The sequence below is a fragment of the Janibacter massiliensis genome, assembly GCF_900289115.1.
Lineage (GTDB): Bacteria > Actinomycetota > Actinomycetes > Actinomycetales > Dermatophilaceae > Janibacter_A > Janibacter_A massiliensis.
This window is the reverse complement of record NZ_LT985196.1, coordinates 598,760-623,918: the sequence shown is the minus strand read 5'-3', so window position 1 is coordinate 623,918 and position 25,159 is coordinate 598,760. Positions and strand designations below refer to the sequence as shown.

Below are 25,159 nucleotides of genomic sequence, written 5' to 3'. Positions count from 1 at the left end.
GCACGACTGAGGAGAGCAAGGTGGCGGCGAGAGCTGCGGCTGTGACGTTCATGCTTTCGACACCTCCAACAGGCGCCACCCGTCGGCAGTCCATCGGACGACCTCGAAGAGCCTCAGGGGAGGCTCTCCCTTGTCCACCTTGTAGACCCTTCCCGTGGAATAGACCTGGCGAGAATCGAGCTCCGTAATCTCGGTCACGACAGTGATGTCGCTCGCACGTTTGGCGGGCCCGGTGCCGATGATCTTCAGGTCGTGAACGCGGCTCTCGTAGTGTGTGCCGCGCTTCTCAATGGCTCGTAGTTCGGAGATGAACAAGTTGCAAAACTCGCAGTTCTTAGTCCCGAGGCCGTCAATCGGTGCGGGTGATCCTTTTCGGTACGCCAAATTAAGTTGATCGCTGTAGTAGCGCACGAATGCCTCCGCGCCAGCTTTCGTGTTTTTCATGGCCGCTTCGGGGATGTTTGCGCGGGCGCCGGTGGCGGTCGGCGTCGAGGTCTTGTCGGTGGTCGAGCTGCTCGTCGGCGCGGCGGATCCCGTCGTGGACGGCGAGGAGCTCGTCGCGGTCGACGACGTGGGGGTCAGACCGCTGCTGCTGTCGTCGCCGCCACACGCGGCAAGTGCGGCGAGGCCGGCCACGGACAGGGCAACGGCGGCGATCTGCTTCGGTCGGCTCACGGGTGCTCCTCGGTTCGGTCGACTGTCGTCCTGCTGCTGGGGGAGGAGCGACCTCCCCCGAGGTCCGGCTCCGAGCCTAGAGAAGAATTCGGATTCCGCACCTCGATGGTCCACAGGCGGGGCGGCCGCGCACCCTGGGAGGGGTCACGCCCCTGGATGCACCCGGCAGGGACCTTCGTGCGGGACGGCTGGCCGGTGTGAGCCCGCCGAGGGCCGAGCCTCCCGGGTACACCTAGGCTCGGACCCCGTGAGCGACGAGACCCCCGGCGCGACCGCTGCCCCCCGCGCGCAGCCGCACCTGCCGTGGTCCGGCGAGCCGACGCGGGCCGACAAGTGGTGCTGGGGCCTCATCGCCGCGATGGGCATCTACGGCCTGGCGATGATCCCGCTGCGGCCGTACCTCCTCGGCCTGAGCACGACCCTCCTCGCCCTCGTCACCGGCAGCTCGATCGCCCTCGTCGACATCGGCGCGGGCATCCGCGATGGTTCCCAGCCGTGGTGGTGGGCGCTGCTGCTCGTCGCCACCCTCCAGGTCGCGAAGTTCGACGCCATCTACTTCTGGGCCGGGCGGCTGTGGGGCCACGGCCTCATCGAGGTCATGGCCGGCCGGAGCAAGCGCGCCGCCCGGGGCACCGCCCGCGCCGTCGCGATCGCCGAGCGGTGGGCGATCCCCGGCGTCTTCGTCTCCTGGTTCCTGCCGTTCATTCCGACGGCCGCGATCATCGTCGTCGCCGGTGCCGCGAAGATGCGCTGGCGCACCTTCCTCGCCGTCGACCTCCTCGCCGCCCTGCTCAACCGCGCGGTGTACCTCTACCTCGGGTACGCCATCGGCGAGCCGGCCAAGCGGCTCATCGACGAGATCGCGCGGTGGAGCACGTACATCTCCATCGCCCTCATCGTCGTCATCGTCGTCCCCTCCGTCGTGCGGTCGAGCAAGGAGGCCGCTCGGCAGGCCCGCGCCGAGGCGGACGGCGCCGCCGCCAGCCCCGTCGCCGGCACCCCGGCCGCCGACGACGAACGCGGCTGATCCGCGGCTCGCGCGACCGTAGGCTTCCGCCCATGGACTGGAGCGAGCACGACGCGGCCCTCTTCGACCTCGACGGGGTCCTCACGCCTACGGCGAAGGTTCACATGGCCGCGTGGGCGGACATGTTCACCTCCTTCCTCGCCACGCGCGACGAACCCGGCGCGCAGGAGCCGTACACCGACGAGGACTACTTCGCCCACGTCGACGGCAAGCCCCGGTACGACGGCGTCGCGGCCTTCCTCGCCTCCCGCGGCATCGAGATCCCCCACGGCGACCCGTCCGACCCGTCCGACGCCGTCACCGTCTGCGGCCTGGGCAACCGGAAGAACGACGAGGTCAACCGCATCCTGGAGCGCGACGGCGTCGACCCCTACCCAGGCTCGCTCCGCCTCCTCGACGCGCTGCGCGAGCACGGCACGGCGCTAGCGGTCGTGTCCAGCTCGGCCAACGCCGAGACGGTCCTGACCGCGGCAGGCATCCGTGACCGGTTCTCCGTCGTCGTCGACGGTGCCGTCGCTCGGCGCGAGAACCTGCCGGGCAAGCCCGCCCCTGACACCTTCGTCGCCGCCGCAGAGCGCCTGGGCGTCCCGGTCGGGCGCTGCGTCGTCCTCGAGGACGCCGAGTCCGGTGTCGCCGCGGGCCGCGCCGGGGGCTTCGGGCTCGTCGTCGGTGTCGACCGCGGTGCGGGCCGGGACCGGCTCACCGCGAGCGGCGCGGACGTCGTCGTCGACGACCTGGCCGAGCTCCTCCCGTGAACGCCGCCGTCCCCCGCACCGGCCCGGACTTCGACCCGGTCGACCGCGAGCGTTTCCCCGTCGACCCCTGGCGCCTCATCGAGCGCGCACCCTCCCTCGACACCCTCGGGCGCGACGAGACGATCTTCGCCGTCGGCAACGGCTACCTCGGCATGCGCGGCAACCCCGCCGAGGGCCGCGACGCCCACAGCCACGGCACCTTCGTCAACGGCTTCCACGAGACGTGGACCATCCAGCACGCGGAGGACGCCTTCGGGTTCGCGACGACGGGCCAGACGATCGTCCACGCGCCCGACTCCAAGCTGATGAAGGTCTACGTCGACGACGAGCCGCTGCTGCTGTCGACGGCCGATCTCCTCGAGTACGAGCGGGTCCTCGACATGCGCGAGGGGATCCTCCGCCGGGACCTGCTGTGGCGCACCCCCTCGGGCAAGCGGGTGCGGGTGCGCACGGCGCGGATGGTCTCGTTCACCGAGCGCCACCTCGCGGTGATGACGCTCGAGCTGACGATGCTCGACGGGGACGCGCCGGTCGTCGTCTCGAGCCAGATCCTCAACCGCCAGGACGGGCGCGACGAGTACTACGTCGAGCAGGCCGCGATGGGTGAGGGCTTCGACCCGCGCAAGACCCGCCACTTCGAGGAGCGCGTCCTCCTCCCGCGCGGGCACTGGCACGAGGACGGCCGGATGGCCCTGGGGTACCGGACGGCCCGGTCGGGGATGACGATCGCCGTCGCGGCCGACCACACGGTCGAGACCGCCGACGAGGCCGAGGAGCGGATCTCCACCGAGGACGACCTGGGCAAGCACGTCGTCCGGGTCTCCGCCACCGCCGGCACGACGCTACGGATCACCAAGGCCGTCGCGTACCACACGAGCCGCGGCGTGCCCGTACGCGAGCTCTTCGACCGTTGCCGCCGCACCCTCGACCGGGTCCGGGTGCAGGGCGTGGGCCACTACGTCGCCGAGCAGCGCACGTTCCTCGACCGGGCATGGGCCGACGCCGACATCGAGGTCCCCGGGCAGCCGGAGCTGCAGCAGGCGATCCGCTGGAACCTCTTCCAGCTCCTCCAGGCGACGGCACGCACCGACCAGCTGGGGATCGCTGCCAAGGGCGTCACGGGCTCGGGCTACGAGGGCCACTACTTCTGGGACATGGAGGCCTACGTCATCCCGTTCCTCGTGCACACCGCCCCGGACGTCGCCCGGAACGCGCTGCGCTCGCGCGTGACGATGCTGCCGAAGGCCCGTGAGCGCGCGACCCAGATGTCTCAGCGCGGGGCGCTGTTCCCGTGGCGGACGATCAACGGCGAGGAGGCCTCGGCGTACTACGCGGCGGGCACCGCGCAGTACCACATCGACGCGGACATCGCCCACGCGCTGACGAAGTACGTCGACGTCGCCGGCGACGTCGACTTCCTCGCCCGCGAGGGCGTCGACATCCTCGTCGAGACCGCCCGGCTGTGGGCCGACCTCGGGTTCTGGCGCGATGGCCGCAAGGGCCGGCGCTTCCACATCCACGGCGTCACCGGGCCGGACGAGTACACGACCGTGGTCAACAACAACCTCTTCACCAACGTCATGGCGCGCGCCAACTTCGTCCACGCCGCCGACGCGATCGACCGGCTCCGGGAGTCCGACCCCGCGGTGCACCGGCGCGTCGCCCGGCGGCTGGGACTGCTGGAGGGCGAGGTCGAGGAGTGGCGGCGCTGCGCCGCGGGGATGGCGATCCCGTACGACCAGCACCTGCAGATCCACCCCCAGGACGACGGCTTCCTCGACAAGGAGCTGTGGAACCTCTCGGAGACGCCGGACGACCGCCGCCCGCTCCTGCTGCATTACCACCCGCTCGTCATCTACCGGTTCCAGGTGCTCAAGCAGGCCGACGTCGTCCTCGCGATGTTCCTCCAGGGCGAGCGGTTCACCCTCGACGAGAAGCGCCGGAACTTCGACTACTACGACCCGATCACGACGGGTGACTCGACGCTGTCGGCGGTCGTGCAGTCGATCATCGCCGCCGAAGTCGGGTACGGGCAGCTCGCGCTCGACTACTTCTACCGGGGTCTGTTCGTCGACCTGGGCGACCTTCACGGGAACACGAGTGACGGGGTGCACATCGCCTCGACCGGCGGGGTCTGGAACGCGCTCGTCCACGGCTTCGGGGGGATGCGGGACCGCGGTGGGAAGCTGACCTTCGACCCGCGGCTGCCCGACGGGTGGGACGGGCTGACGTTCCGGGTGCGGGTACGGGGGACGCGGCTGCGCATCGACCTGTCGGCCGACGCCCTGAGCGCGACCGCCGAGGAGGGACCGGGCGTGGAGATCACGGTGCGGGACGACATGGTGACGGTGGCGCCGGGGGCACCGGTGACGGTGGCGCTCGAGCACCAGGGCCCGCGCCACACGCCCCCGCCGTTCAGCGACCATCCGGCCAGCCGCATCGGCAGCCTCCCCGGGGAACCCACCCCGACCTGCCCACCCCNTTTTTTGCAAAGAAGAGAACGGCATACGGGTTGGGAGCCCGTCTCGTGGGCTCGGAGATGTTTATAAGAGCCAGCTTCCCCTACAAGGGCGAGGACGGCAAGTCCCTCCCGAACGTCGTCCTCGACCTCGACCTCACGGTCCTCATCCCCCGCCGCTGACCACCCCCGCTCTTCCCGCAATTGCGCGCGCAATTGACATCTGCGCGCCATATTTCACGCGCAGATGCCCCATGTGGCGCGCAGATTTCGTGGGCGGCTGCGCCATCGCCACGCGGACGCCCGGCTCGCGCCGCGCGAAACGACTCCTGCCGCGCGAAACGACTCGCGATCGGCCCGCGCCACGCGAAACGACTCGTGGTCACCGGATCCGATGACCACGAGCCGATTCACGGTGCGGGAGGCACGACGGGCCCGATGGGTCAGGTGGCGTCGATCGCGGCGCGCACGAGCTGTTCGACGCGCGGGTCCTGGTCGGCGTACGTCGGGCTGAACCCCATCCGGACGACGACGAGGTCGGCGCTCGGCACGACGACGGTGCGTTGCCCGTCGTGACCCGACATCCAGTACGTGTCCTTCGGCAGCGAGCGGAAGTACGGCGGCTGGTGGGCGCCGGTGCGCAGCCACCACGTCGATCCGTACGGCTCGGGCTCACCCTCGGCGGGGTCCTCGGTCGTCGACGACCGCATCCAGCCCTTCGGCAGGAGCTGCTTGCCGTCCCAGCGCCCGTCGTCGCGCGCGAACATGCCGAGCGCCGCCCAGTCCCGCGGCGTCATCCACAGGTAGCTGCCGCACGCCGTCGTCCCGCTCGCGTCAGGCTCCCACCGCGCGCTGCGCAGCCCGAGCGGTTCGAGCAGCCAGCGGTAGGGCAGCGCGGCGGCCTCGTCACGGTCGTCCACCCCGAGCTTCTGCCGGACGGTGTCGCACACGAGCTGCGTCGAGCCGGTCGAGTACTGCCGGTGGGCGCCGACGGGGTGCGCGAGGTCTCGCGCTGCGGCGTAGTCGCCCATGTCGTCCTGCCGGTAGAGCATCTCGGTGATGGGGGTGCCGAGCTCGTACGTCTCGTCCCACGCCAGACCCGACTGCATGCGCAGCAGGTCGTCGAGGGTGATCGACGCCTTGTCCTCGGTCCACTCGGGGCGGATGCCCTCCGCATGGATGTCGACCTTCCCCTCCTGCACGAGCCGCCCGACGTAGAGGTTCGTCGCGCTCTTGCTCATCGACCACCCGAGCTGCGGGGTGTCCGCATCGAAGCCGGGGGCGTACCGCTCGGCGACGACGCGGTCGCCCTTGACGACGACGACCGCGCGGGTGCCGAGTCGCTGCTGCTCCGCAGGGTCGAGGTCGTCGCCGAACGCGGTGTCGATCGCGCGGTCGAGGTCGGAACTCCGTGCACCGGTCAGCGGTCGCACCGGTGCACCGTCGAGCGGGTTGGGGCCGAAGGAGGCCGCGTCGCTCACGCGCGGGGCGAAGCCGGGATCGCCCTCCTGAGCGAGCGTGCATCCCAGCCCGGGGGTGAAGAACGCTTCCTGCCCGGCGAGGCCGGTGTTCTTCATCGAGGCCGTCACGTGCGCGCCCTCCTCACCCACCGCGCCGTGGACCCGCGAGCCGAGGTAGGGGACGAGCGGGTTGTCGGGCAGGTCGCTCAGGGGGTCATCGCGACCCGCGAGGTTCCGAACGGCGCACTCGTTGTGCGCGGCGTACCCGGTCCCGGTGAGGATCATCGGTCGCTGCCACCAGTACCCGGCGACAACCGCGACGGCGAGGACGACGAGCAGGCCGACGAGGAGTCGACCGAGGACGCGAAGGGTGCGGCGCATGGGCCGGAGCGTAGAGGACTGTGACGTGAAGCACAGAGACCTCGTGACCCGGTCAGCGGTTGTCGACCCCGGCCGGATCACGTCCGCTCGCGCGCCGCGCGACCCGATCCTCGCGAATCTGCGCGCCGAATGGTGCGCCTGCGCGCGATATTCGGCGCGCAGATGTCACTTGCGCGCGCAATTGCGGGAAGAGCGGGGGTGGTCAGCGGCGGGGGATGAGGACCGTGAGGTCGAGGTCGAGGACGACGTTCGGGAGGTACTTGCCGTCCTCGCCCTTGTAGGGGAAGTCCGCGCACGGCAGGTCCTTGGTCGCGACGAGCCGGACCCGCAGCGCGCCGACGTCGGTCCGCCCGGGCAGCTCGATCTTCTCGAGCACCTCCGACCACGCGTGGATCGTGTCCCCGGCGAACGTCGGGTTCGCATGGGTGCCGGCGTTGATCGCCGCGATCGTCTGGGCGTTGGCCAGGCCGTTGAACGACAGCGCGCGGGCGAGGCTGATGACGTGGCCGCCGTAGATGAGGCGCCGGCCGATCTTCGTGTCCTTCTGGACGAACTGGTTGAAGTGGACCTTCGCCGTGTTCTGGTACAGCCGCGTGGCGAGCATGTGATCGGACTCCTCGATCGTCATGCCGTCGACGTGGTCGATCTTCTCCCCGACCTCGTAGTCGTCCCACAGGTGGCGGCTGCCCGCGAGCTGCTGCAGCTCCTCGCCGTAGCCGTTCGGCAGGTCGAAGGGGACGACGAGGTCCTCCGCCGCCACCGCGCCCGGCAGCTCCGGGACCTGCTTCTCGCCGATCGCGTCGGGGGCGACGGGCTCGCGGCGGTTGACCATGACCCAGCGGACGTAGTCGAGGACGACCTCGCCGTCCTGGTTGCGCCCGACGGAGCGGACGTAGACGTTGCCGTTCTTACCGCTGCTGTTCGGCTTGAGACCGATGACCGTCGACGTCGTCGTGATCGTGTCACCGGGGTAGACGGGCGTGCCGAAGACACCGCCGGCGTAGCCGAGGTTCGCGACGGCGTTGAGCGAGACGTCGGGGACGGTCTTGCCGAAGACGAGGTGGAAGGCGAGGAGGCTGTCGGCGGGCATCCGCTCCAGCCCCATCGAGCGCGCGAACGTCTCGGCCGACGACAGCGCGAACCGCGAGCCGTAGAGCGCCGTGTAGAGCGCGACGTCGCCCTCGGTCACGGTGCGGGGCGTCGCGTGGACGATCTCCTGCCCGATCGCGAAGTCCTCGTAGAAGTTGCCCTGCTCGGTCTTGGTCGACACGCCTGCACGCCTCCTGGTCGTCGGTGGGGTCCGTGGCGATCCTGCCACCGACGACCGGTCGCGCGCCGTGACGCCCGCCTCGCGGCACGGGTCGGTCAGAGGTCGACGTGCATCGCGAGGTTCGGGACGAGCACACCCCTCACGGTGTTGCGGTCATCCTCGCGGTCGACGACGAACCCCGTCCGCTCGAACGTCGTGCGGGCCACGTGGCTGGCCCGGGTGTCGACCCGGTGCAGGCCCCTCCGTCGTGCCTCGGCGAGCACGGTCTCGACGAGACGCCGACCGACGCCCCGGCGGGCGGCGCTCGGGTGGACGAAAAGCATGTCGAGCACCGCGTCCTCCGTCAGGTCGGCGAACCCGATGACACGACCGGCGGACTCGGCGACGGCGGTCCACGCGGCGGACCGGTCTCTGGCCCACGCACCCGGGTCGGTGACCCCGCCGACCCAGGCGGCGATCTGCTCGGGCGAGTAGCGCGTCGCGGCGGTGGTCGTCACCGCGGCCCGGAAGACCTCGGCGGTGGCCACGGCGTCACCGGGCGTGTACGCGCGGACGGTGAGGCCCGCGAGCGCCGCGTGGGTCACAGGAGGGGGACGCGGCGTCGGGTCGCGGTGACGGCCTCGAGGTCGATGTCGCCGACGAGGAGGCCGGGTGCGTGGTCGAGCCGGGCGCGCACGCCGCCGGAGGGGTCGAGCAGCGCGCTGCGGCCGATGCCGAGCGCGGCCTTCCCCCGCGGCGGGGTCCACGCCTGGTCGCACGCGAGCAGCCACGCCTGCGCGTCGTGGGCGCGGGCGCGGACGAGCAGGTCCCACTGCTCGGCCTTCCCCGGCCCCTCTCCCCACGACGCGGGGAGGACGACGAGCTGCGCACCGGCCCGGCCGAGGGCGGTGAACTGGTCGGCGAAGCGGACGTCGTAGCACGTGGCGAGGCCGATGCGCAGCGGACCGCTCGGCGTCGGGGCGTCGACGGTGACGACGCGGTCGCCGGGCTCGACGAGCTCGGACTCCCGCGACCCGTAGGCGTCGAAGAGGTGGATCTTGTCGTACCGCTCCTCGACCTCCGGCCCGGTGACCAGGAGCGTGTTGCGGACCCGCTCGCCGGACTCCGCGGGGGTGAGCGTCCCGACGACGACGGTGACCCCCCGCGCCCGGGCGGCCTCGCGGATCCCGGTCGCGAACGGACCGTCGAGCGGCTGGGCGAGCTCCCGAAGCGGCGCGTCGAAGGGGGCGAGCGCGGCCTCGGGGAGGGCGACGAGCACCGCCCCGGCGTCGGCGGCTCGCCCGATCGCTTCGGTCGCCGCGGCGAGGTTCGCGCCCGGGTCCTCGGTCGCGGTGAGCTGGCAGGCGGCGACGCGCACGATGGTCATGCCCCCACTGTGGCGCACGACGCCCGGCCGGCGACGACCCCCACTAGGGTTGCCGGGACGGGCAAGGATGCCCGCGGCAGAGGAGGCCACCGTGAAGCACGCCCCGCTCGACGTCGTCTCCAAGGGGGTCCTCTCCGTCCTCTCCCGCCTGCCCGAGGGGGTGCAGCGCCGGATCGCCGGGGATCTCGCCGTCGAGCACGGCACGACCGTCCACCCCGAGGTCGGCATGGCCCTACGTCTGCTCAACGCCGTCCCCGCCTCGAGCTTCGAGACGCTCCCGCTCGAGCAGGCTCGCGCGCAGATCGACGCCGAGGCGTGGGTCTTCGGCAAGCGCACCGAGGTCGGACGGGTCGAGGACCTGAGCATCCCCACGCCCGAGGGCTCGGTCCCCGCTCGCCGGTACGACCCGCGCGAGGACGGCCCCGGCCGCGCGGTCCTCGTGTACTTCCACGGCGGCGGCTTCGTCCTCGGCGGGCTCGAGTCCGCCGATTCCGTGTGCCGCTTCCTCTGCGCCCGGGCGAACATCACCGTGCTCGCGGTCGACTACCGGCTCGCGCCCGAGCACCCCTTCCCCGCGGCGCCGGACGACGCGCTCGCGGCCTACCGCTGGGCGGTCCAGCAGGCCCCGGGATGGGGCATCGGACCCGACCGCGTCCTGCTCGGCGGCGACAGCGCGGGCGGCAACCTGACGATCGTCACGGCGATGCGGGTCCGCGACGCGCGGCGGGCGGGCGAGGACCTGCCCGCGCCGATGTTCCAGGTCGCCTTCTTCCCCGTGACCGACATGGCGCACGAGTCCGACTCGTACGAGCGCTTCGCCGACGGGTACTTCCTCACCCGCGACCAGATGCGGTGGTACATCGCTCGGTACCTGCCGGACGCGGCCGACCGCACCGACCCGCACGCATCCCCGCTGCTCGCCGACGACCTCGGCGACCTCGGCCCGGCGTACATCGGTGTCTCCGGCTTCGACCCCCTGCGTGAGGAGGGCCTGGCGTACGGGCGCCGGGCGCAGAAGGCCGGCAACGACGTCGAGGTCGACCTCGAGCCGCGCCACATCCACGGCTACGTCAACGCGACCGGCGTCGGGAAGACGAGCGTCGCCGCGCTGGAGAAGTCCGTCGACGCGATCCGCCGTCGACTCTGAACCGTCGGGCCCGCTACCGGTAACAGCCCGATCAGCGCCAGGCGCCAGCCAGGGCCGAGCGGGCCGCCCGACCGAGCGCGGCGACGTCCTCGACCGCGGCGAGCTCGCGCGCGGAGTGCATCGACAGCAGCGGCAGTCCGACGTCGACGGTGCGGATGCCCAGGCGGGTCGCGGTGATCGGGCCGATCGTCGAGCCGCACGGCAGGACGTTGTTCGAGACGAACTCCTGGACGTCGGCGGCCGCGTCGGCACAGATCCGGTGCCACGCCGCGGCCCCGACCCCGTCGGTCGCGTAGCGCTGGTTCGCGTTGATCTTCAGCAGGACGCCGGAGCCCAGCCGCGGGCGGTTGGCCGGGTCGTGCCGCTCGGGGTAGTTCGGGTGGACGCCGTGCCCGCAGTCGGCCGACACGCACAGCGACCCCGCGAGCGCGCGGTGGTGCTCGTCGGCAGAGGCGCCGAGGCCCGCGCCGACCCGCGACAGGACGTCGGCGAGGAACGGCCCCGCGGCACCGGACCGGGTCTCGCTGCCGATCTCCTCGTGGTCGAAGGCCGCGAGGACGGCGATCGGGGCGTCGCCGCCGAGCCCCTCGGGCCCGATCTCCTCGAGCGCGCGCAGGCCCGCGTGGACGCTCGCGAGGTTGTCCAGGCGCCCGCTCGCCAGCAGCGTCCCGCCCGCCCCGAAGACCGCCGGGTGCTGGGCGTCGGCCGTGACGACGTCGTACCCGGCGACGTCAGCGGGGTCGATCCCCGCCGCCCCGGCGAGGACGGCGAGGAGGTCGGCGCGGGAGGGGTCGCCGAGGGACCACACCGGCTGGGTGTGCTGCTGCCGGTCGAGGGTGAGCCCGTCGTTGACCGCGCGGTCGAGGTGGATCGCGAGCTGCGGGATCCGCAGCAGCGGCTCGGTCCGGGTCAGGTGGCTGGCACCGTCCCGGGTGACGAGCCGCCCGGCGAGGACGAGCTCCCGGTCGAGCCACGAGTTGAGCAACGGCCCGCCGTACACCTCGACCCCGGCCTGGACCCAGCCGTCGCGGCCGGTCGTCGGCCGGGGCTTGAGGACGAACCCGGGGGAGTCGGTGTGCGCGCCGAGGACGGTGAACGGGGTCGTCGGGCCCGCGCCGGTCGGGACGACCCACGCGATGACGCCGCCGTCCCGGACGACGACGTACCCGCCGGGGCTCGACGGCCAGGGGGCGGCCTCGTCGAGCTCGCTGAACCCTCGGGCGACGAGCCGGTCCCGGACCTGCGCGGCGGCATGGAAGCTGCTCGGGCTCGCGGCGACGAACGCACCGAGGTCCTCGGCGGCGGCACGGGCCTGCTCGTCCGGGGAGCCGGCGGGTCGGGTGGGGTCCGGGGCGGAGGTCGTCACCCGCGTCATTGAACCAGCGGGGGCCGACGGCCCTAGGGTGGCGGCGTGCGACTCACCCACTCGGAGACCGTGGCGACCCCGATCGACACCGTCTGGGACCACTTCATGGACCTGCGCCGCGTCGGCCGCTGCTTCCCCGGGGCGGAGGTCACCGACGTCCGCGGGAACGAGTTCGACGGGACGATGAAGGCTGGCATCGGCCTCATCACCCTGTCCTTCGTCGGGCACGGGAAGCTCGCCGTCGCCGACGAGGAGAACCACCACGCGGTCATCCGCTCCGAGGGCAGCGACAGGCGGGGCCTGGCGAAGGCGACGATCGACATCGACCTCGTCCTCACGGAGGTCGACGTCTCCGGTCGGGCCGGCACGCGGATGGACCTGACGACCGACCTCGAGGTGCGCGGCCTGCCGACGAGGCTCGGCGAGCGCCTGGCCCAGGCCGTGAGCGGACCGCTCGTCCAGCAGTTCCTCACCTGCATGGGCCACTGACGACGCGCGGCTGCCAGCGGCCGGCCCGTCCCCGCGTCAGCGCCTGGTTGCCTCGTAGCGGGCCAGCGCCTCGCGTCGCTCGAGGTCGTGGTCGACGATCGGCCGCGGATAGCCCTCGTCGTACGCGCCGTCGGTCTTCCACGGCGTGTGCACGCCCTTGCCGCGGACGTGCGCGAGCTCGGGCACCCAGCGCCGGACGTACTCCCCGGACGGGTCGAGCTTCGTCCCCTGGAGCGTCGGGTTGAACACGCGGAAGAACGGCGAGGCGTCCGTCCCCGTCCCGGCCACCCACTGCCAGCCGTGGTTGTTCGACGCGAGGTCGCCGTCGAGCAGGTGGTCGAGGAAGTGCCGCGCGCCGACCGGCCACCAGACGTGCAGGTCCTTGACGAGGAAGCTCGCCGTGATCATCCGCACACGGTTGTGCATCCAGCCCGAGTCGCGCAGCTGTCGCATCCCCGCGTCGACGATCGGGTACCCCGTCCGGCCCTCGCGCCACGCCTCGACCCGTCGCGCGACTGCTGGCTCGTCCGCGTCGTCGTACGGCAGATCGAGGAGCGTGCCCCTGAGGTCCTCCCACGCCGAGACCGGGTCGTGGTGGAGGACGTCCGCGTAGAACTCGCGCCACGCGAGCTCGGTGACGAACTTCTCGGCCGCATCGGCGCGGACGTCGCGCCAGCCGGCGGTCGCCTCGTCGATCGCGGCGAGGATCGTCCGGGGGTGGATCTCGCCGTGCCGCAGTGGCACCGACAGCCGGCTCGTCGTGTCGAGGTCGGGCCGGTCCCGCTCGTCCGCATAGCGGGCCAGGTCGTCGACGAGGAAGGCGGCGAGCCGATCCAGCGCGGCGCGCTCGCCGAGCGTCGCGGGGTCGATGCGTGGGTCGTCGACGCTCGGCAGCTCGCCGTCGGACAGTGCCTCGCCGTCGGACAGTGCGTCGTCGGGGACCGCGGCCCAGGGGGGCGTGCTCGGGGCCGGTGCGGGACCGGGCCAGCCGTGCTCGCGCCAGGCCCGGGAGAAGGGGGTGAAGACGGCGTACGGCGTGCCCTGCTTCGTCATCACCAGGCCCGGCCCCACCGCGTAGGGGGTGCCCGTCCCGACGAGCTCGACCCCGTCGGCGGCGAGGCGCTCGCGGACCCGGGCGTCGCGCGCGGCCGCCGGCGGGTCCGTCTCCCGGGTGACGTGCACCCGCTGCGCCCCGACGCGCGCGGCGAGCCGGGCGAGGGCGTGCTCGGGGTCTCCGGCGGCGACGACGAGCCTCCCGCCCTGCGCGGCGATGTCCTCGGACAGGCTGCGGGCGGCAGCCGTCCAGCGCAGCCGCGGCAGCTCGCCGGCGGCGAGCGCGGCGTCGTCGGGGCAGACGACCGGCAGCACCTCGCCGTCCTCGATCGCCGCGAGGAGCGCGGGGTGGTCGGTCAGCCGCAGGTCGCGGCGGAACCACAGCAGGCTCGTCGGCCGCCCGCTCGTCGGCCGCCCGCTCGCCCGGTCGGTCACCGTGCGCGCCATGGCACTCAGCCGCCGATGAGGACGAGCACGAGCCCGACGACGGTCATCACGGGTCCGAGCACCCCGCCGACGACGAACCACAGGGCGCGGGCGGCGGTCGTCCCCACCTGCGCCGTCTCGGGGCGGCCCGGCAGGTGCCGGACGGGGATGTCGGACCCGACGGCCGGCGGGGGCGTGGTGGCGATCCGGGAGATGAAGGTGTGGCGGGTGCCGCCCTCGTCGACCCACTCGACCCGGGGGAGCATCGGGACCAGGCGACCGGCGTCGATCCGCCCCATCTGGGTGTACTCGGTGCCGGGGTCGCGCACGAGCTCGACGACGCGGCCGGTGGCCCGCCGCGCCCCGCCGTAGCGGCGCTCACGCGCCGCCGCGGCGAGCAGGAGCCCCCACCCGACGAGGGACGCGAGCACCATGAGGGCCCCGGCGAGGACGAGCGGCTGGACCTCGTACGCGTGCATGCGGCCCATCATCGCGGACCCTGCGCGAGCGGGTCAGGGCCGCCCGCGTCGGTCCGCGCTCAGCCGGCGCTCAGCCGACCGCGGAGGCCTCCTCGATCTCCTCCTCGGTGTCGGCGTCGAGCGCGTGCCGCGCGTCGATCGGGCCGAGGTGACGGCGCTCGCGGAGGGTGCCGAGCCCGATCGCGAGAAGCCCGACGAGGATCCACGCGAGGAGGGTGAGGACGGGGGTCGCCCGGCTCATCAGGGGGAAGTACGCGGTGCGCCGCTCGGCCTCGATGAAGCCGGCGCCGATCCAGATCCGGTGGAGCCAGGCGAAGAGGGCCGGCTGCATCGTCGGGGCGAAGACGCCGCCGGAGGAGGTGAAGTTGAAGCCGACGAAGAGCGCCGAGTAGAGGACGGTGGCGAACCGTCCGACGATCGGGTGCAGCCCCACCCCGATGAGCAGGACGCCGAGGGAGTAGAGGACCGACAGGCCCCAGGCGGTGAGGGTGTGGCCGGCGAAGACGCCCTGGGTGGAGGCGATCGCGACGAGGACGGTCGGGATGACGACGGAGGCGCCGAGGGCGAGGAGGGCCCGCTCGCGCATCCGCCGGGTCGCGCCCGCGGCGCCGATGGCGATGGACGTCGCGTAGGAGGCAATGGTGAGACCGACGAGGTAGAAGAACCCGTTCTGGCCGATGGGGTCGTTCTCGTGCAGCGGCGCGGTGTCCTCGATCGCGAGCCGGGCGCCCTGCTTCTCCGCGACGGAGCGGAAGATCTTCTCGGTGACGTTCGTCGTCGTCTCGGACGAGCCGGTGGCGACGAGAAGGCGGGCGGTCGCGTCCGTCCCGCGCGGGTCCGCCGGGACGTACGCGGCGGCGATCCGCTGGTGGGCCAGGTCGTCGCGCGCCGTCGCCTCGTCCGCCGCGACGGTGACGTCGAGACCGTCGCCGAAGCGCTGCTCGAGGCCGTCCGCGATCGGCGTCGAGGCCTGGCCGACGACGGCGACCGGGAGGTGGCGCGGGCTCGGCGCGTGGAACCCCCACAGGTAGGCGAACGTCATGATGGCGCCCATGAGGAGGGGCGGCCAGAGGTGGCCGAGCACGGTGCGCATGGGGACGTGCTGCCCGGGCGCGATGGCGGAGTGGGACACGAGGATCTCGTGACGGGGAAGCAATCAACGAGGTTTAACAACTAAGTTGATGGTATCGTCGGGGGGTATGACGGGCGAGAACGCGCCGCGCGACGGCGCCCACCTCTCGGTGGCCGACGGGGAGCTCGCCACGGAGCTCGCCGAGGTGATGTGGGCCTTCCTCCGGCGGCTGCGCGCGGAGACGACACGCTCCGAGCTGCCGCTCGCCCAGCAGGCGGTGCTCGCCCGGCTCCACGCGACCCCGGCGATGACGTCCTCGGACCTCGCGCGCGCCGAGCTCGTCAGCCCCCAGGCGATGAACTCCACCGTCGCCGCGGCTCGGACGGCCGGTCTCGTCCGGGCCGACCGGGACGAGGCCGACGGGCGCCGGATGGTGCTGCACCTCACCGCCGACGGCGAGGTCGCGCTGCGCGAGGCGCGCGAGGGGCGGCAGACGTGGCTCGTCGGTCGGATCGAGGTCCTCTCGGCCGAGCAGCGGGCCGGCCTCGACGTGACCCTGGCGACCTTGCGGGCGTTGCTCGACGACGGGCACCAGACCCGGGTCGGGACGCGGTGAGCGCGCGGGTCTTCGTCGCCGTCCGGCCCGCGCTGCACGCGGTCGAGGACCTCGTCGACTTCCTCGAGCCCCGCGCCGGGATGCCGTGGACGTCGCCGGGGCAGTGGCACCTCACGCTCGGTTTCGCCGCGACGATGCCCGAGCACCGCCTGGACGACCTCGCCGAGCGTCTGACGAGCCTCGCCGCCTCGACCGACCCCTTCCCGCTCCGCCTCCGCGGCGGCGGGTGCTTCCCCGACGCCCTCGCCGCGCGGGTCCTCTGGCTCGGCGTCGTGGGTGGCGAGTCGGACCTCCCGCGGCTGGCCGAGGGCTCGCGGAACGCGCTCGCGGTCGTCGGCGCGCCGCCGGACGGGCGCCGGTTCGTCCCGCACCTGACCCTCGCCCGTCCGCGCCGGGCGGTGTCGGCGGCGCGGTGGCTGCGGGTGCTCGACACCTACGAGGGCCCGTGGTGGGACGTCGAGGAGATCGAGCTCGTCGAGTCCGTCCTCGGGCAGCGCGCCGGCAACCGGGCTCTTCCAGATGAAGGTGTAGGTCGGCCGGGCGCGTCGGTCCGCAGATCGACGTCGAGGTCTCCCGGCGATGGAGGTACCTACGCCATCCATCCGAAAGACCTCGACGTGCCCGACGCTACCCCGCCGACCGGCTTCGGCCGCCCTGACCTAACCGCCTTCGCGGCTCATCCCAATCGGCTCTGATCGGGTCTGCTGACCCTCTCGACGAGAACGCAGCGACATCACAGCCACCCAACCCCGACCGTCCGGGAAGCCGGGGCACGTCACATGAGCTGTGCTGCGGGCGTGTCGAGTGGGTAGTCCAGGGGCGACGTAGGAGCGTCGACGCGACGTGCTGAGAGGTGGTTCCAACCGAGCGCTAGGACACAAGCTACAGGCATGGCGATAGGTCAGGAACGGCGTCGCTCCCTGCGCAGGAGGGAGCGCAGGGTCTCGGCGTTCGCGTAGCCGACCCGGAGCGCGATCTCCGCGGAGGTGAGGTCCGTGGTTGCTGAGAGGTGCCGAGCTCGTTCGATGCGAAGCCGTTGGACGAAGCCGAGCGGAGTGAGGTTGAGCGCCGCACGGACTCGTCGTTCGAGGGTGCGCCGGCTGGTGCCGAGCGACTGCGCGACGAAGGCGACGTTGAACGGTTCGTCCAGGCGGGCGCGCACGAAGCGTTCGAACTCGACGACGATCGGGTCCTCGTGCCGGAGATGTTCGTAGGCGACGAAGGCCGCCTGCGACGGACGCTCGTCGATGATGAGGAGCTTGGCGACATGTTGGGCCAGGTCGGGGCTGATCGATCGCACGAGTGAGAGCGCGAGGTCGATGTGGGCGAACGCTGCGCCGGCGGTGACGAGGTTCCCGTCGACCACGACCATGGTGTCGAGATCGAGGGCGACGGTCGGATAGCGCTTCAGGAACTCCGGTCCCAGGAACCAGCTGGTCGTCGCCCGCCGATGATGCATCCGTCCGGTCTCGGCGACAGCGAACACGCCGGTGCACGCCGCGGCGATCCGGGTGGTCGCCTCGTCGAGGCGCCCGAGCGAGGCGATGACCGAACGAGCATCTCGGCTCTGGAGGGCGTCATTGGTAGCGGCGGCCGTAAGGGTTCCAAGTGCAGGGACGACGACCACGTCGAACTCTGCGGACTCCGACAGCGGGTGGTCCACCGACAGGGTCATCGATGCCGTCGTGGTCACTCTCCGTTTCGGTCCGAGGATGGCGAGTTCGATCGGGTCGATCCGCGGGTCGACATCGCCGCGGGCTCCGTCGGCCACCCGCACGATGTCGATGATCGACGCGATAGCCGAACCGAAGCAGCCGTCGATCGCGATCAGTCCAATACGCATGACGTAAACAGTAGCAATACTGCCGTATACGCCACTCCCCACCGGCCCTCGCTCGTTATACGCTGAACTCGTCCCACGAAGAACCACGACCTCAAGGAGAGTCCCTCATGTCAACACCCGCATCACTTCCGTATGCTTTCGTCGCCAAGATCGTCGCGGCCGATGGACAGCACGACGCGCTCGCCGATCTGCTCGCCGGCGCTGTCGCACTCGCCAACGAAGAAGTAGGAACGATTGTCTGGTTCGCGGTCAGGACCTACGCCGACACCTTCTGGATCTTCGATGCATTCCCCGACGAGGACGCTCGAGACGCCCACGCCAACGGCGCCATCGTCGCAGCCCTGATGGCCAACCAGCACCTCCTCGGCGCAGCACCCGAGATCCTGGCGGCCGACGTCCTCGCGTCCAAGCTCCCGTAGTCCGCCAGCGCACGAGACGATCGCGCCCCGCCGAGTCGGTCCGCAGATGGACGTCGAGGTCTCCCGACGATGGAGGTTCCTACGCCATCCATCGGAAAGACCTCGACGTGCCCGACGCTACCCCGCCGCCCGGCTTCGGCCGCCCTGACCTGACCGCCTTCGCTCGACTCGACGGCCTCGGTCTGAGCGTGATCGGGCAACGACTTGAACCGGATCGTGCGGTCCTCGCGTGCCGCGTGGTGGAACCAGATCAGTGGTGCCGACGGTGCGGCAGCGAAGGCGCCGCTCGTGACACCGTGATCCGGCGGTTGGCCCACGAGCCGCTGGGCTGGCGACCGACCGTGCTGGAAGTTGTAGTGCGCCGCTACCGCTGTGCAGACTGCGGACACGTGTGGCGCCAGGACACCAGCGCCGCGTCGGAGCCACGCGCGAAGCGGACGGGGGAGAAGGCGACCAGCGGCGGAGGGCCGCTGGTGTCGTCGTCGCCCTCGGGCCGGGATCTCCGGAGCATGACGGTCGCGACGACGAGGAGCAGCAGCGCGAACGACCCGGTCTGCACCCACGGCGCGACGTGGGCCGAGGCGAGCACCCCGACGGTCGTCCCGACGAACCCGCCGAGCCCGAACACCGTCCCCTGCGTGAGGTTGGTCTCGCCGCGACGACCGTGGGAGATCGCCCCGGCGATGGCACCGATCCCGACCACGACGAGCGAGCCGGTCGTCGCGGCGTGGGGCTCCATGGCGAACCCGTAGAGCAGCACCGGAACGACGAGGATCGCGCCGCCCCCGCCGAGCGCGCCCATGATGACGCCGACCGCGAGGCCGGTGAGAACGGCGAGCGCGAGGGTCACCCGTTCAGTCAATCACGGTCCGCACCCGCCTCCAGGTCGAGCAGATACTCCTTTGCCGCCAGCCCCCCGGCGTACCCGGTGAGCGAGCCGGACGAGGCGACGACCCGGTGGCAGGGCACGACGACGCACACGGGGTTCGCGCCGAGCGCCGCCCCGACCGCCCGGCCGGCCGAGGGCCGCCCGAGCCGGGCCGCGAGCGCCCCGTACGTCGCCCGCTCGCCGTACCCGATGCCGTCGAGCGCGGCGTAGACCGATCGCTGGAACGGCGTCGCGAGAACGAGGTCGACCGCGACGGGCAGGTCCGTGCGGTGCCCGTCGAGGTACTGCTCGAGCAGGGTGCTCGCCTCGTCGAGGTCCCGCGGGCGGTGGAGGATGACCGGCCCGATGCGCTCGGCGATGCGCTGCAGGATGCGCTCGGTCGTCGAGGCGTCCGGTGCGAACGTCGACGCGACGAGCGGTCCGCCCGGGTGCCGCGCGAGCAGCATCCGACCGATCGGGGTGTCCAGGTGCCGGTAGGAGACGGCGCCCGTGACGGGCTCGAGCACCGGAGGGTGTCCCTCGGCCTCGGCAATCATCCGCCGCAGCCGGGCCTCGACGACGGACTCCTCGCCCGTCGTGCGATCGGTCGGGAGGCGGAGCGGCGGGGGGCTCGGCGGCGTGGGGTCGGTCATGCGAGGTCCTTCCGGAGGGTCGCGAGCGCGTCGCTGACGAGGCGACGGCTCGCGGCGGGTGTGGTGCCGAGCGCGCGGCCGACGGAGGCGTGGTCGAGGTCGCCGACGTAGCGCAGGACGATCGCCTCGCGCTGGCGCGGCGGCAGCGCCCCGACCCGCTGCCACAGCTCCTCGTCGAGGAGCCCTGCATCGGCCGGTGGGGCGAGCGGAGCGGCCTCGAGCGCGGCGGGCTCGTCCGTCGGCACCGGGCCGCCCGAGCGACGCCGGTGGTGGTCCATCGCGCATCGGTGGGTGATCGTCAGCAACCACGACCGGAGGTTGCGGGCCGAGGTCAACCGGGGGTATGCGGCGAGCGCCTGGACCCAGGCCTGCTGCGCGACGTCCTCCCCCGCCGAGCCGGCGAGGGCGCGGGCCAGACGGTCGACGTCGCGCCAGTGGTCGTCGACGAGCCGCTGGAACGGCGGCAGGCGGGTCGTGGTCACGTCGGTACAACGTCCGGTGGGTCGGATGTGTGAGGGTGGAGGGTCCAGAGAACCACGCGAGGCAGCGGGAGGTGCCCGATGACCAGCGAGATCGCCCGTGCGACGACGGACGTCGGCGACGGGCTCGACGCCTTCGGCGTCGCCCCCGGCACGGGCGCGGCGCGGATCGTCCGCCCGCCCGCGACCCCGGAGGCCGCCACCCTCGTCCGGGGCGCGCTCGCGGCCGACCTCGCCGCCCGGGGGGTCGACCCCGCAGTGATCGACGACGCGCGCCTGGTCGTCACGGAGCTCGTCGCCAACGCCGTCCGGCACGCCGCACCCCTGACCGACGGCTGCGTCCGCGTCCGCTGGCGGGTCCAGGGCGAGACCGTCGACATCGAGGTCGGCGACGGTGGGGCACCGACCACCCCGCGACCCAGCCCCCTCGCGCCGTGGGCCACCCAGGGTCGGGGCCTGCGGATCGTCCGCAGCGTCGCCCACGAGTGGGGCGTCCTGGACGATCCCCACGGGCGGATCGTCTGGGCGTGCGTCGGCGGGCCGTCCCGGCGCCGCGTCACGACCTGAGCCACGCAGGGCGCCGTCGGCCCCGGCAAACTACCCTCTACCCCCATGGGCAAGGCATCTCGACGCAAGAAGACCGCCGACGCACGTCCGTCCCGGGCGGCGCAGGTGCCGTTCGCCCGACGGCCGTTCGAGGGTCTGCCGGGGGAGACGGAGTGGGTCGCGCTCGGTGAGGTCCTGCCCGCCGCCACCGCGACCGTCGAGCTGTCCGGCGACCAGCTGCCCGAGGGTGCCCCGACGACGGTGACGATCTCGACCGTCCTGCCGCTGGCATGGCCCGCGCTGCGTCGGGACGACGGCGAGGTCCTCGTCGCCACGCAGGCCGGCAGCCACAGCGGCGACGCGAGCCGAGACCTCGCAGGGCGCATCCTCGCCGCGGTCGCCCTCGAGCCCGGCGCCCCCCTGACGACCGCGCCGCCGGTGACGGCCGACACCCCTCGCCTGCAGGACCTCCTCGCCCCCGCGAGCGACCCCCGCGCGCAGGTCCACGACGGCTTCGACTACTGGATCGGTGACCAGGAGGCCGAGGGCGCCGCGAAGGAGTCCCTCGAGCGCGCGAACGAGAGCGTCGTGCCGACCGTCCGCATCGACGTCGACCGCTCGGCGTTCTGGTGCCGGATCGGGGAACGCACCTACGTCCGTGTCCTCCTCGCCGAGGACGAGGACGCCGCGACGACCGCGCTCGCCCGGCTCCAGGCCGCGGGGGAGACGAGCCTGGGTGGGGAGACGAAGCTCCTCGGTGCCTTCCGGACGTCCGGCCTGCTCGTGCCCGTCTGGGAGCTCGACCCCCAGGCCGAGCCGGGCAGCTACGTCGAGGCCCTCACCGCCGTCCTCGCCCGGTACGACGCGGCGCTGTCCGTCGACGAGCCGCTCACGGCCGACGAGCGGCGAGCCCGCAGCGGTCTTCTCAGCCGCCAGATCACGCTCCGCTGATCCCGGTGGCCCCCGCTCCCGCGCCCCCGCCGGCGAAGGCGCGCCCCGGCGCGCGCGTCGACCCGCGCCGACCGTCGGTCTCCCGGTGGCTGCTCGGCGCGGCGATCCTCGTCGCCTCGGCGATCCCGTCGGCGTGGTACTACCTCCTCCGCTGGCCGCAGGACCAGTGGCAGGTCGACGTGGAGGTCTACCGGGAGGCCGGCCGGTCGGTCCTCATGGGTCGACCGATCTACGACCACCTGACCGAGCCGCCGCAGCTCCTGCCGTTCACCTACCCGCCGTTCTCCGCGCTGCTGTCGGTGCCGCTCGGCCTCATCCCGTTCGGTGCCGTCGGCTGGGTCGCCTTCGTCGCCCAGATCCTCGCGACGACGTGCATCGTCTGGTACGCCGCCTTCCGGCTGACCCACCGCACGGGCCGCTGGCTGCCGGTGACGCTCGCCCTCCTCGTCGCGCCGCTGTGGTGGATCCAGCCCGTCGCCGAGGGCCTGCGCTTCGGCCAGGTCAACGCGTTCATCGTCCTGGCCTGCCTCATGGACCTGCGCATCCCCCGGCCCCGGGTGCTGCGCCGGGTTCCGCCGGGCGTCCTCGTCGGCCTCGCGACCGCCGTCAAGCTCACCCCCGGGGTCTTCCTCATCCACTACGCGGTGAACCGGCGCTGGCGGGAGCTCACGACCGCCGTCGGGACGGCCGCGCTCGCGACGATCGGCGCCGCGCTCCTCCTCCCCGAGGCCTCGGTGGCGTTCTGGGGCGGGGCGCTGCAGGACCCCGGACGGCTCGGCCCGAACGCCGGCCCCTCGAACCAGTCGATTCGCGGCGTCCTCATGCGGATCTGGCCCGGCGAGCCGACCGACCCCGGCGGCGACGGCGGCCTGACGCAGACCCTCGTCTGGGCGGTGCTGTGCGTCATCGTCGCGGTCGTCGGCTTCTGGCTTGCGAGCCGGGCGTGGCGCCGGGGCGACTCGATCACGGAGGTCGCAGCGGTCGGCCTCATGGCGTGCATGCTCTCGCCGGTCGCCTGGGTGCACCACTTCCACTGGCTCGCCGTCGCCTTCTTCGCCATCCTCGGCTCCGACCCGCTCAAGGACCGGCGCCGCATCCTCGCGGTCGTGGCGATCGGCGTCGTCTTCGCCATCCACGTGCCGTACTGGGGTCATGAGTGGATGGTCCGGCGGCTGCCGGTGCAGCCGGTCGGTGTGATGCTCGAGAACGCGTACTTCCTCGCCGGGATCGCGACGATCGCCCTCATGTGGTGGTCCTTCCGTCGCGACGAGCGGGACGACGAGGACCCGCCGGGCCGTGTCCTCGCCGACGACCACGACTTCGATCCGGCGGCCCAGGCGGTCCCGGCCCGGACCCCGACCGATCAGCCCGCGACGGCGGAGGCGACCCGATGACCGAGCAGCGCAGTCCCGAGCAGCAGGCCGACGCCTGGTCGGTACCCCGACGGCTCGGGTACCTCGGGCCAGCAGGGACGTTCACCCAGCAGGCCCTGCGGTCGTGGCTCGCCTCGGCGAGCCCCTCGGACGAGTCGAACGCGTCGGGCGCGTCGTCCGTCGACCCACCGGTCGAGGAGATCCCGTTCCCGTCCGTCGGAGCGGCCCTGGCGGCCCTCCTCGCGAGCGAGGTGGACGCGGCGATGGTGCCGATCGAGAACTCCGTCGAGGGCGGCGTGTCCGCGACGCTCGACTCCCTCGCGCACGGCGAGCCCCTCGTCGTCGTCGCCGAGGTCCGGGTGCCCGTCACCTTCGTCCTCGCCGCCCCCACCGGGACCGCGCTCGCGGACGTCCGCACGATCGGCACGCACTCCCACGCCTGGGCGCAGGTCCGCCGGTTCGTCGCCGAGCACCTGCCCGACGTCGACTACGTCCCCACGCTCTCGACCGCCGCCGCGGCAGCCGCCCTGGGGGCAGGTGCCGCGCCGGGCGCGGCCCGCGAAGCCCAGACCCCCTCGGGCGGCTTCGACGCCGCGGTCTGCGCCCCCGGCGCCGCCGCGGACCACGGGCTCGTCGTCCTCGCCAACGACATCGGCGACAACACCGGGGCGGTGACGCGGTTCGTCCTCGTCGCGCGCCCGGGTCGGCTGCCCGCCCCGACCGGCGCCGACAAGACGACGGTCGTTCTCTTCCAGCGGCTGGACCAGCCCGGCGGGCTCCTGGCCCTGCTCGAGCAGCTCGCCGTCCGCGGCATCAACATGACGCGCCTGGAGTCGCGGCCGACGAAGGAGGAGCTCGGCAGCTACTGCTTCTCCGTCGACATCGAGGGCCACGTGAGCGAGCCGCGGGTCGCCGAGGCGCTCATGGGGCTGTACCGGGTGTGCGCGCACGTCCGCTTCCTCGGCTCGTACCCGAGCGCGGACCCGACGACGCCGACGGTCACCGCCTCGACGGGGGCGCAGGCCTTCGAGGACGCGCGCGACTGGTTGCGCTCGATCACCGGCTGACCGTCGGCCGGGCCGGCTCGGCCGTGCCGCGCCCTCGGGCTCGCAGCCTCCCGCTGGTCAGGCCCCGACCTTGTCGAGGTGGGCCAGCGTCGCCTCGCGCGCCCGCTCGATCCGCTCGGGGACGCTGTCGCCCCTGGCCACCCGGAGGGTGGCGATCGGCGACGACGCGCTCACCCCGCTCGGCAGGACGTGCAGCTCGACGTCGTCGGGCACCGCCTCGATCTCCTCGACGAACCGGTGCCGCCGGACGATCTCGAACGCGACGAGCCCCAGCTCCCACGGCGTTTTCGGCGGTTCGAGCCGGTTCTCGACGCGCCCGACCTGGAGGACGAACACGCGGCGCGCGCCGAGCTGCAGCGCCCGCCCGACGGGGATGGAGTGGACGAGCCCGCCGTCGAGGTAGTGCAGCCCGTCGATCTCGACCGGGGCGAACAGTCCCGGCACCGCGCACGAGGCGAGGATGGGGCCGACGAGCGGACCCTCGTCGAACCAGCGGGACCGGCTTCCCTCGATCTCCGCGGCGACGCACTGGAACGGCACGACGAGGTTCTCGATGTGGGTGACGGGCAGGTGGGTCTCGAGGATCTCGCGCAGCGGGTCGGCGGAGACGAGGTGGGTCCGGCTGCGGGCGAACCGGGCCGCTTGGCGCACGGGGTTCTCCAGCAGCACCCCTCGCTCGGTGACCTCGGTCCAGAGCCGTTCGAGCCGGCCGACGGTGTGCAGGCCGGGGTCGGCCGCGACGAACGCCCCGTTGATCGCGCCGACGCTCGTGCCGACGACGATGTCGGGGGTGATCCCTCTGGACATCAGCGCCGAGAGCATCCCGACATGGGTGGCGCCGAGCACACCGCCCCCGCCGAGCACGAAGGCCGTCGTCGGGGCGGGGGCGGTCATGGTGCCCAGCCTACGAAGACCGGGCG

The 25,159-nt window shown here is 72.8% G+C and carries 26 protein-coding genes and 1 pseudogene; 13 read left to right on the top strand and 14 right to left on the bottom strand.

Annotated features, from left to right (window positions below; genetic code table 11):
• Positions 1–48: 48 nt before the first annotated feature.
• Positions 49–675, bottom strand: coding sequence for a DUF6318 family protein (locus DAA34_RS12075; RefSeq protein ID WP_158707575.1), 627 nt, complete (start codon positions 673–675; stop codon positions 49–51).
• A gap of 247 nt (positions 676–922) precedes the next feature.
• Here DAA34_RS12075 and DAA34_RS03070 point away from each other — a divergent pair, with 247 nt between their 5' ends.
• Genes DAA34_RS03070 through DAA34_RS03060 form a run of 3 tightly spaced genes read left to right on the top strand, consistent with a single transcriptional unit; the run spans position 923 to position 5,006 of the window.
• Positions 923–1,702, top strand: a complete 780-nt coding sequence (locus DAA34_RS03070) for a DedA family protein (RefSeq protein ID WP_106817565.1) — start codon at positions 923–925, stop codon at positions 1,700–1,702.
• Positions 1,703–1,734: 32 nt separating this feature from the next.
• Complete coding sequence (locus tag DAA34_RS03065) at positions 1,735–2,457, top strand: HAD family hydrolase (protein ID WP_106817564.1); 723 nt, start codon at positions 1,735–1,737, stop codon at positions 2,455–2,457.
• Complete coding sequence (locus DAA34_RS03060; RefSeq protein WP_106817563.1) at positions 2,454–5,006, top strand: glycoside hydrolase family 65 protein; 2,553 nt, start codon at positions 2,454–2,456, stop codon at positions 5,004–5,006. The genes DAA34_RS03065 and DAA34_RS03060 overlap by 4 nt, the downstream gene beginning before the upstream one ends.
• 352 nt (positions 5,007–5,358) lie before the next feature.
• On the opposite strand, the gene DAA34_RS03055 is transcribed toward DAA34_RS03060, so the two are convergent.
• From DAA34_RS03055 to DAA34_RS03040, 4 genes are all read right to left on the bottom strand, one after another.
• A complete protein-coding gene (locus DAA34_RS03055) occupies positions 5,359–6,756 on the bottom strand; it encodes a serine hydrolase domain-containing protein (RefSeq protein WP_106817562.1) in 1,398 nt (465 codons plus the stop codon).
• A gap of 202 nt (positions 6,757–6,958) precedes the next feature.
• On the bottom strand, positions 6,959–8,026 hold the full coding sequence (locus DAA34_RS03050; RefSeq protein WP_106817561.1) for a MaoC family dehydratase: 1,068 nt from the start codon (positions 8,024–8,026) through the stop codon (positions 6,959–6,961).
• Between the two features lie 95 nt (positions 8,027–8,121).
• Positions 8,122–8,610: a GNAT family N-acetyltransferase gene (locus DAA34_RS03045; RefSeq protein ID WP_106817560.1), complete on the bottom strand. Its 489-nt coding sequence runs from the start codon at positions 8,608–8,610 to the stop codon at positions 8,122–8,124.
• Entirely contained in the window at positions 8,607–9,392 is a 786-nt protein-coding gene (locus DAA34_RS03040) for a nitrilase-related carbon-nitrogen hydrolase (RefSeq protein ID WP_106817559.1), read from the bottom strand. Before DAA34_RS03040 ends, DAA34_RS03045 begins: the two co-directional genes overlap by 4 nt.
• Before the next feature lie 91 nt (positions 9,393–9,483).
• On the opposite strand from DAA34_RS03040, the gene DAA34_RS03035 reads away from it, so the two are divergent.
• Positions 9,484–10,539, top strand: a complete 1,056-nt coding sequence (locus tag DAA34_RS03035) for an alpha/beta hydrolase (protein WP_106817558.1) — start codon at positions 9,484–9,486, stop codon at positions 10,537–10,539.
• A gap of 31 nt (positions 10,540–10,570) precedes the next feature.
• Here the strand turns inward: DAA34_RS03035 and DAA34_RS03030 are convergent, their stop codons facing one another.
• Entirely contained in the window at positions 10,571–11,914 is a 1,344-nt protein-coding gene (locus tag DAA34_RS03030; protein WP_106817557.1) for a M18 family aminopeptidase, read from the bottom strand.
• A gap of 36 nt (positions 11,915–11,950) precedes the next feature.
• On the opposite strand from DAA34_RS03030, the gene DAA34_RS03025 reads away from it, so the two are divergent.
• Positions 11,951–12,394, top strand: coding sequence for a CoxG family protein (locus DAA34_RS03025; RefSeq protein WP_106817556.1), 444 nt, complete (start codon positions 11,951–11,953; stop codon positions 12,392–12,394).
• A 36-nt stretch (positions 12,395–12,430) separates the two neighbouring features.
• Here DAA34_RS03025 and DAA34_RS03020 read toward each other — a convergent pair whose 3' ends face one another.
• From DAA34_RS03020 to DAA34_RS03010, 3 genes are all read right to left on the bottom strand, one after another.
• On the bottom strand, positions 12,431–13,894 hold the full coding sequence (locus DAA34_RS03020) for a cryptochrome/photolyase family protein (RefSeq protein ID WP_106817555.1): 1,464 nt from the start codon (positions 13,892–13,894) through the stop codon (positions 12,431–12,433).
• A 5-nt stretch (positions 13,895–13,899) separates the two neighbouring features.
• Entirely contained in the window at positions 13,900–14,352 is a 453-nt protein-coding gene (locus DAA34_RS03015) for a DUF3592 domain-containing protein (protein WP_158707574.1), read from the bottom strand.
• A 70-nt stretch (positions 14,353–14,422) separates the two neighbouring features.
• Positions 14,423–15,484: an ABC transporter permease gene (locus DAA34_RS03010; RefSeq protein WP_234354083.1), complete on the bottom strand. Its 1,062-nt coding sequence runs from the start codon at positions 15,482–15,484 to the stop codon at positions 14,423–14,425.
• 67 nt (positions 15,485–15,551) lie between these two features.
• Between DAA34_RS03010 and DAA34_RS03005 the strand changes: the two genes are divergently transcribed.
• Entirely contained in the window at positions 15,552–16,040 is a 489-nt protein-coding gene (locus tag DAA34_RS03005; RefSeq protein WP_158707573.1) for a MarR family winged helix-turn-helix transcriptional regulator, read from the top strand.
• Entirely contained in the window at positions 16,037–16,735 is a 699-nt protein-coding gene (gene thpR / locus DAA34_RS03000) for an RNA 2',3'-cyclic phosphodiesterase (RefSeq protein ID WP_158707572.1), read from the top strand. The genes DAA34_RS03005 and thpR overlap by 4 nt, the downstream gene beginning before the upstream one ends.
• A 206-nt stretch (positions 16,736–16,941) precedes the next feature.
• Here the strand turns inward: thpR and DAA34_RS02995 are convergent, their stop codons facing one another.
• A complete protein-coding gene (locus tag DAA34_RS02995) occupies positions 16,942–17,883 on the bottom strand; it encodes a GlxA family transcriptional regulator (RefSeq protein WP_062244175.1) in 942 nt (313 codons plus the stop codon).
• Between the two features lie 107 nt (positions 17,884–17,990).
• Here DAA34_RS02995 and DAA34_RS02990 point away from each other — a divergent pair, with 107 nt between their 5' ends.
• Both DAA34_RS02990 and DAA34_RS02985 read left to right on the top strand, forming a co-directional pair.
• On the top strand, positions 17,991–18,302 hold the full coding sequence (locus tag DAA34_RS02990; protein WP_106817552.1) for a putative quinol monooxygenase: 312 nt from the start codon (positions 17,991–17,993) through the stop codon (positions 18,300–18,302).
• Between the two features lie 107 nt (positions 18,303–18,409).
• Positions 18,410–18,736, top strand: a pseudogene (locus DAA34_RS02985) (transposase family protein); the annotation flags it as partial.
• On the opposite strand, the gene DAA34_RS02980 reads toward DAA34_RS02985, so the two are convergent.
• Genes DAA34_RS02980 through DAA34_RS02970 form a run of 3 tightly spaced genes read right to left on the bottom strand, consistent with a single transcriptional unit; the run spans position 18,667 to position 20,305 of the window.
• Entirely contained in the window at positions 18,667–19,152 is a 486-nt protein-coding gene (locus DAA34_RS02980) for a sulfite exporter TauE/SafE family protein (protein WP_106817551.1), read from the bottom strand. The pseudogene DAA34_RS02985 and the gene DAA34_RS02980 overlap by 70 nt on opposite strands.
• Before the next feature lie 8 nt (positions 19,153–19,160).
• Positions 19,161–19,823 carry a methylated-DNA--[protein]-cysteine S-methyltransferase gene (locus tag DAA34_RS02975; protein ID WP_234354082.1) on the bottom strand — a complete coding sequence of 221 codons (663 nt, stop codon included), beginning with the start codon at positions 19,821–19,823 and terminating at the stop codon, positions 19,161–19,163.
• Positions 19,820–20,305 (bottom strand): RNA polymerase sigma factor, encoded by a 486-nt coding sequence (locus DAA34_RS02970; protein WP_106817550.1) that lies wholly within the window; start codon positions 20,303–20,305, stop codon positions 19,820–19,822. The genes DAA34_RS02975 and DAA34_RS02970 overlap by 4 nt, the downstream gene beginning before the upstream one ends.
• Positions 20,306–20,383: 78 nt before the next feature.
• Between DAA34_RS02970 and DAA34_RS02965 the strand changes: the two genes are divergently transcribed.
• From DAA34_RS02965 to pheA, 4 genes are read left to right on the top strand one after another with little or no spacing between them, the layout of a single operon-like run.
• Entirely contained in the window at positions 20,384–20,869 is a 486-nt protein-coding gene (locus tag DAA34_RS02965; RefSeq protein WP_106817549.1) for an ATP-binding protein, read from the top strand.
• A gap of 45 nt (positions 20,870–20,914) precedes the next feature.
• Positions 20,915–21,799 (top strand): DUF5926 family protein, encoded by an 885-nt coding sequence (locus DAA34_RS02960; RefSeq protein WP_106817548.1) that lies wholly within the window; start codon positions 20,915–20,917, stop codon positions 21,797–21,799.
• A 5-nt stretch (positions 21,800–21,804) separates the two neighbouring features.
• Positions 21,805–23,193 carry a glycosyltransferase 87 family protein gene (locus tag DAA34_RS02955; protein ID WP_234354081.1) on the top strand — a complete coding sequence of 463 codons (1,389 nt, stop codon included), beginning with the start codon at positions 21,805–21,807 and terminating at the stop codon, positions 23,191–23,193.
• Entirely contained in the window at positions 23,190–24,239 is a 1,050-nt protein-coding gene (gene pheA / locus DAA34_RS02950; RefSeq protein ID WP_106817547.1) for a prephenate dehydratase, read from the top strand. The genes DAA34_RS02955 and pheA overlap by 4 nt, the downstream gene beginning before the upstream one ends.
• A 57-nt stretch (positions 24,240–24,296) precedes the next feature.
• Here the strand turns inward: pheA and DAA34_RS02945 are convergent, their stop codons facing one another.
• On the bottom strand, positions 24,297–25,133 hold the full coding sequence (locus DAA34_RS02945) for a patatin-like phospholipase family protein (RefSeq protein ID WP_106817546.1): 837 nt from the start codon (positions 25,131–25,133) through the stop codon (positions 24,297–24,299).
• Positions 25,134–25,159 lie beyond the last annotated feature (26 nt).

Excerpts from the sequence above, each read along its gene's own strand:
- DAA34_RS03055 (WP_106817562.1), bottom strand. The coding sequence starts at position 6,756 with ATGCGCCGCACCCTTCGCGTCCTCGGTCGACTCCTCGTCGGCCTGCTC.
- DAA34_RS03005 (WP_158707573.1), top strand. The coding sequence starts at position 15,552 with ATGACGGGCGAGAACGCGCCGCGCGACGGCGCCCACCTCTCGGTGGCC.
- DAA34_RS02965 (WP_106817549.1), top strand. The coding sequence starts at position 20,384 with ATGACCAGCGAGATCGCCCGTGCGACGACGGACGTCGGCGACGGGCTC.
- DAA34_RS02995 (WP_062244175.1), bottom strand. The coding sequence starts at position 17,883 with ATGCGTATTGGACTGATCGCGATCGACGGCTGCTTCGGTTCGGCTATC.
- pheA (WP_106817547.1), top strand. The coding sequence starts at position 23,190 with ATGACCGAGCAGCGCAGTCCCGAGCAGCAGGCCGACGCCTGGTCGGTA.
- DAA34_RS02945 (WP_106817546.1), bottom strand. The coding sequence starts at position 25,133 with ATGACCGCCCCCGCCCCGACGACGGCCTTCGTGCTCGGCGGGGGCGGT.
- DAA34_RS03015 (WP_158707574.1), bottom strand. The coding sequence starts at position 14,352 with ATGCACGCGTACGAGGTCCAGCCGCTCGTCCTCGCCGGGGCCCTCATG.
- DAA34_RS03040 (WP_106817559.1), bottom strand. The coding sequence starts at position 9,392 with ATGACCATCGTGCGCGTCGCCGCCTGCCAGCTCACCGCGACCGAGGAC.
- DAA34_RS02975 (WP_234354082.1), bottom strand. The coding sequence starts at position 19,823 with ATGACCGACCCCACGCCGCCGAGCCCCCCGCCGCTCCGCCTCCCGACC.
- DAA34_RS02960 (WP_106817548.1), top strand. The coding sequence starts at position 20,915 with ATGGGCAAGGCATCTCGACGCAAGAAGACCGCCGACGCACGTCCGTCC.
- DAA34_RS03065 (WP_106817564.1), top strand. The coding sequence starts at position 1,735 with ATGGACTGGAGCGAGCACGACGCGGCCCTCTTCGACCTCGACGGGGTC.
- DAA34_RS02990 (WP_106817552.1), top strand. The coding sequence starts at position 17,991 with ATGTCAACACCCGCATCACTTCCGTATGCTTTCGTCGCCAAGATCGTC.
- DAA34_RS03030 (WP_106817557.1), bottom strand. The coding sequence starts at position 11,914 with ATGACGCGGGTGACGACCTCCGCCCCGGACCCCACCCGACCCGCCGGC.
- DAA34_RS03020 (WP_106817555.1), bottom strand. The coding sequence starts at position 13,894 with ATGGCGCGCACGGTGACCGACCGGGCGAGCGGGCGGCCGACGAGCGGG.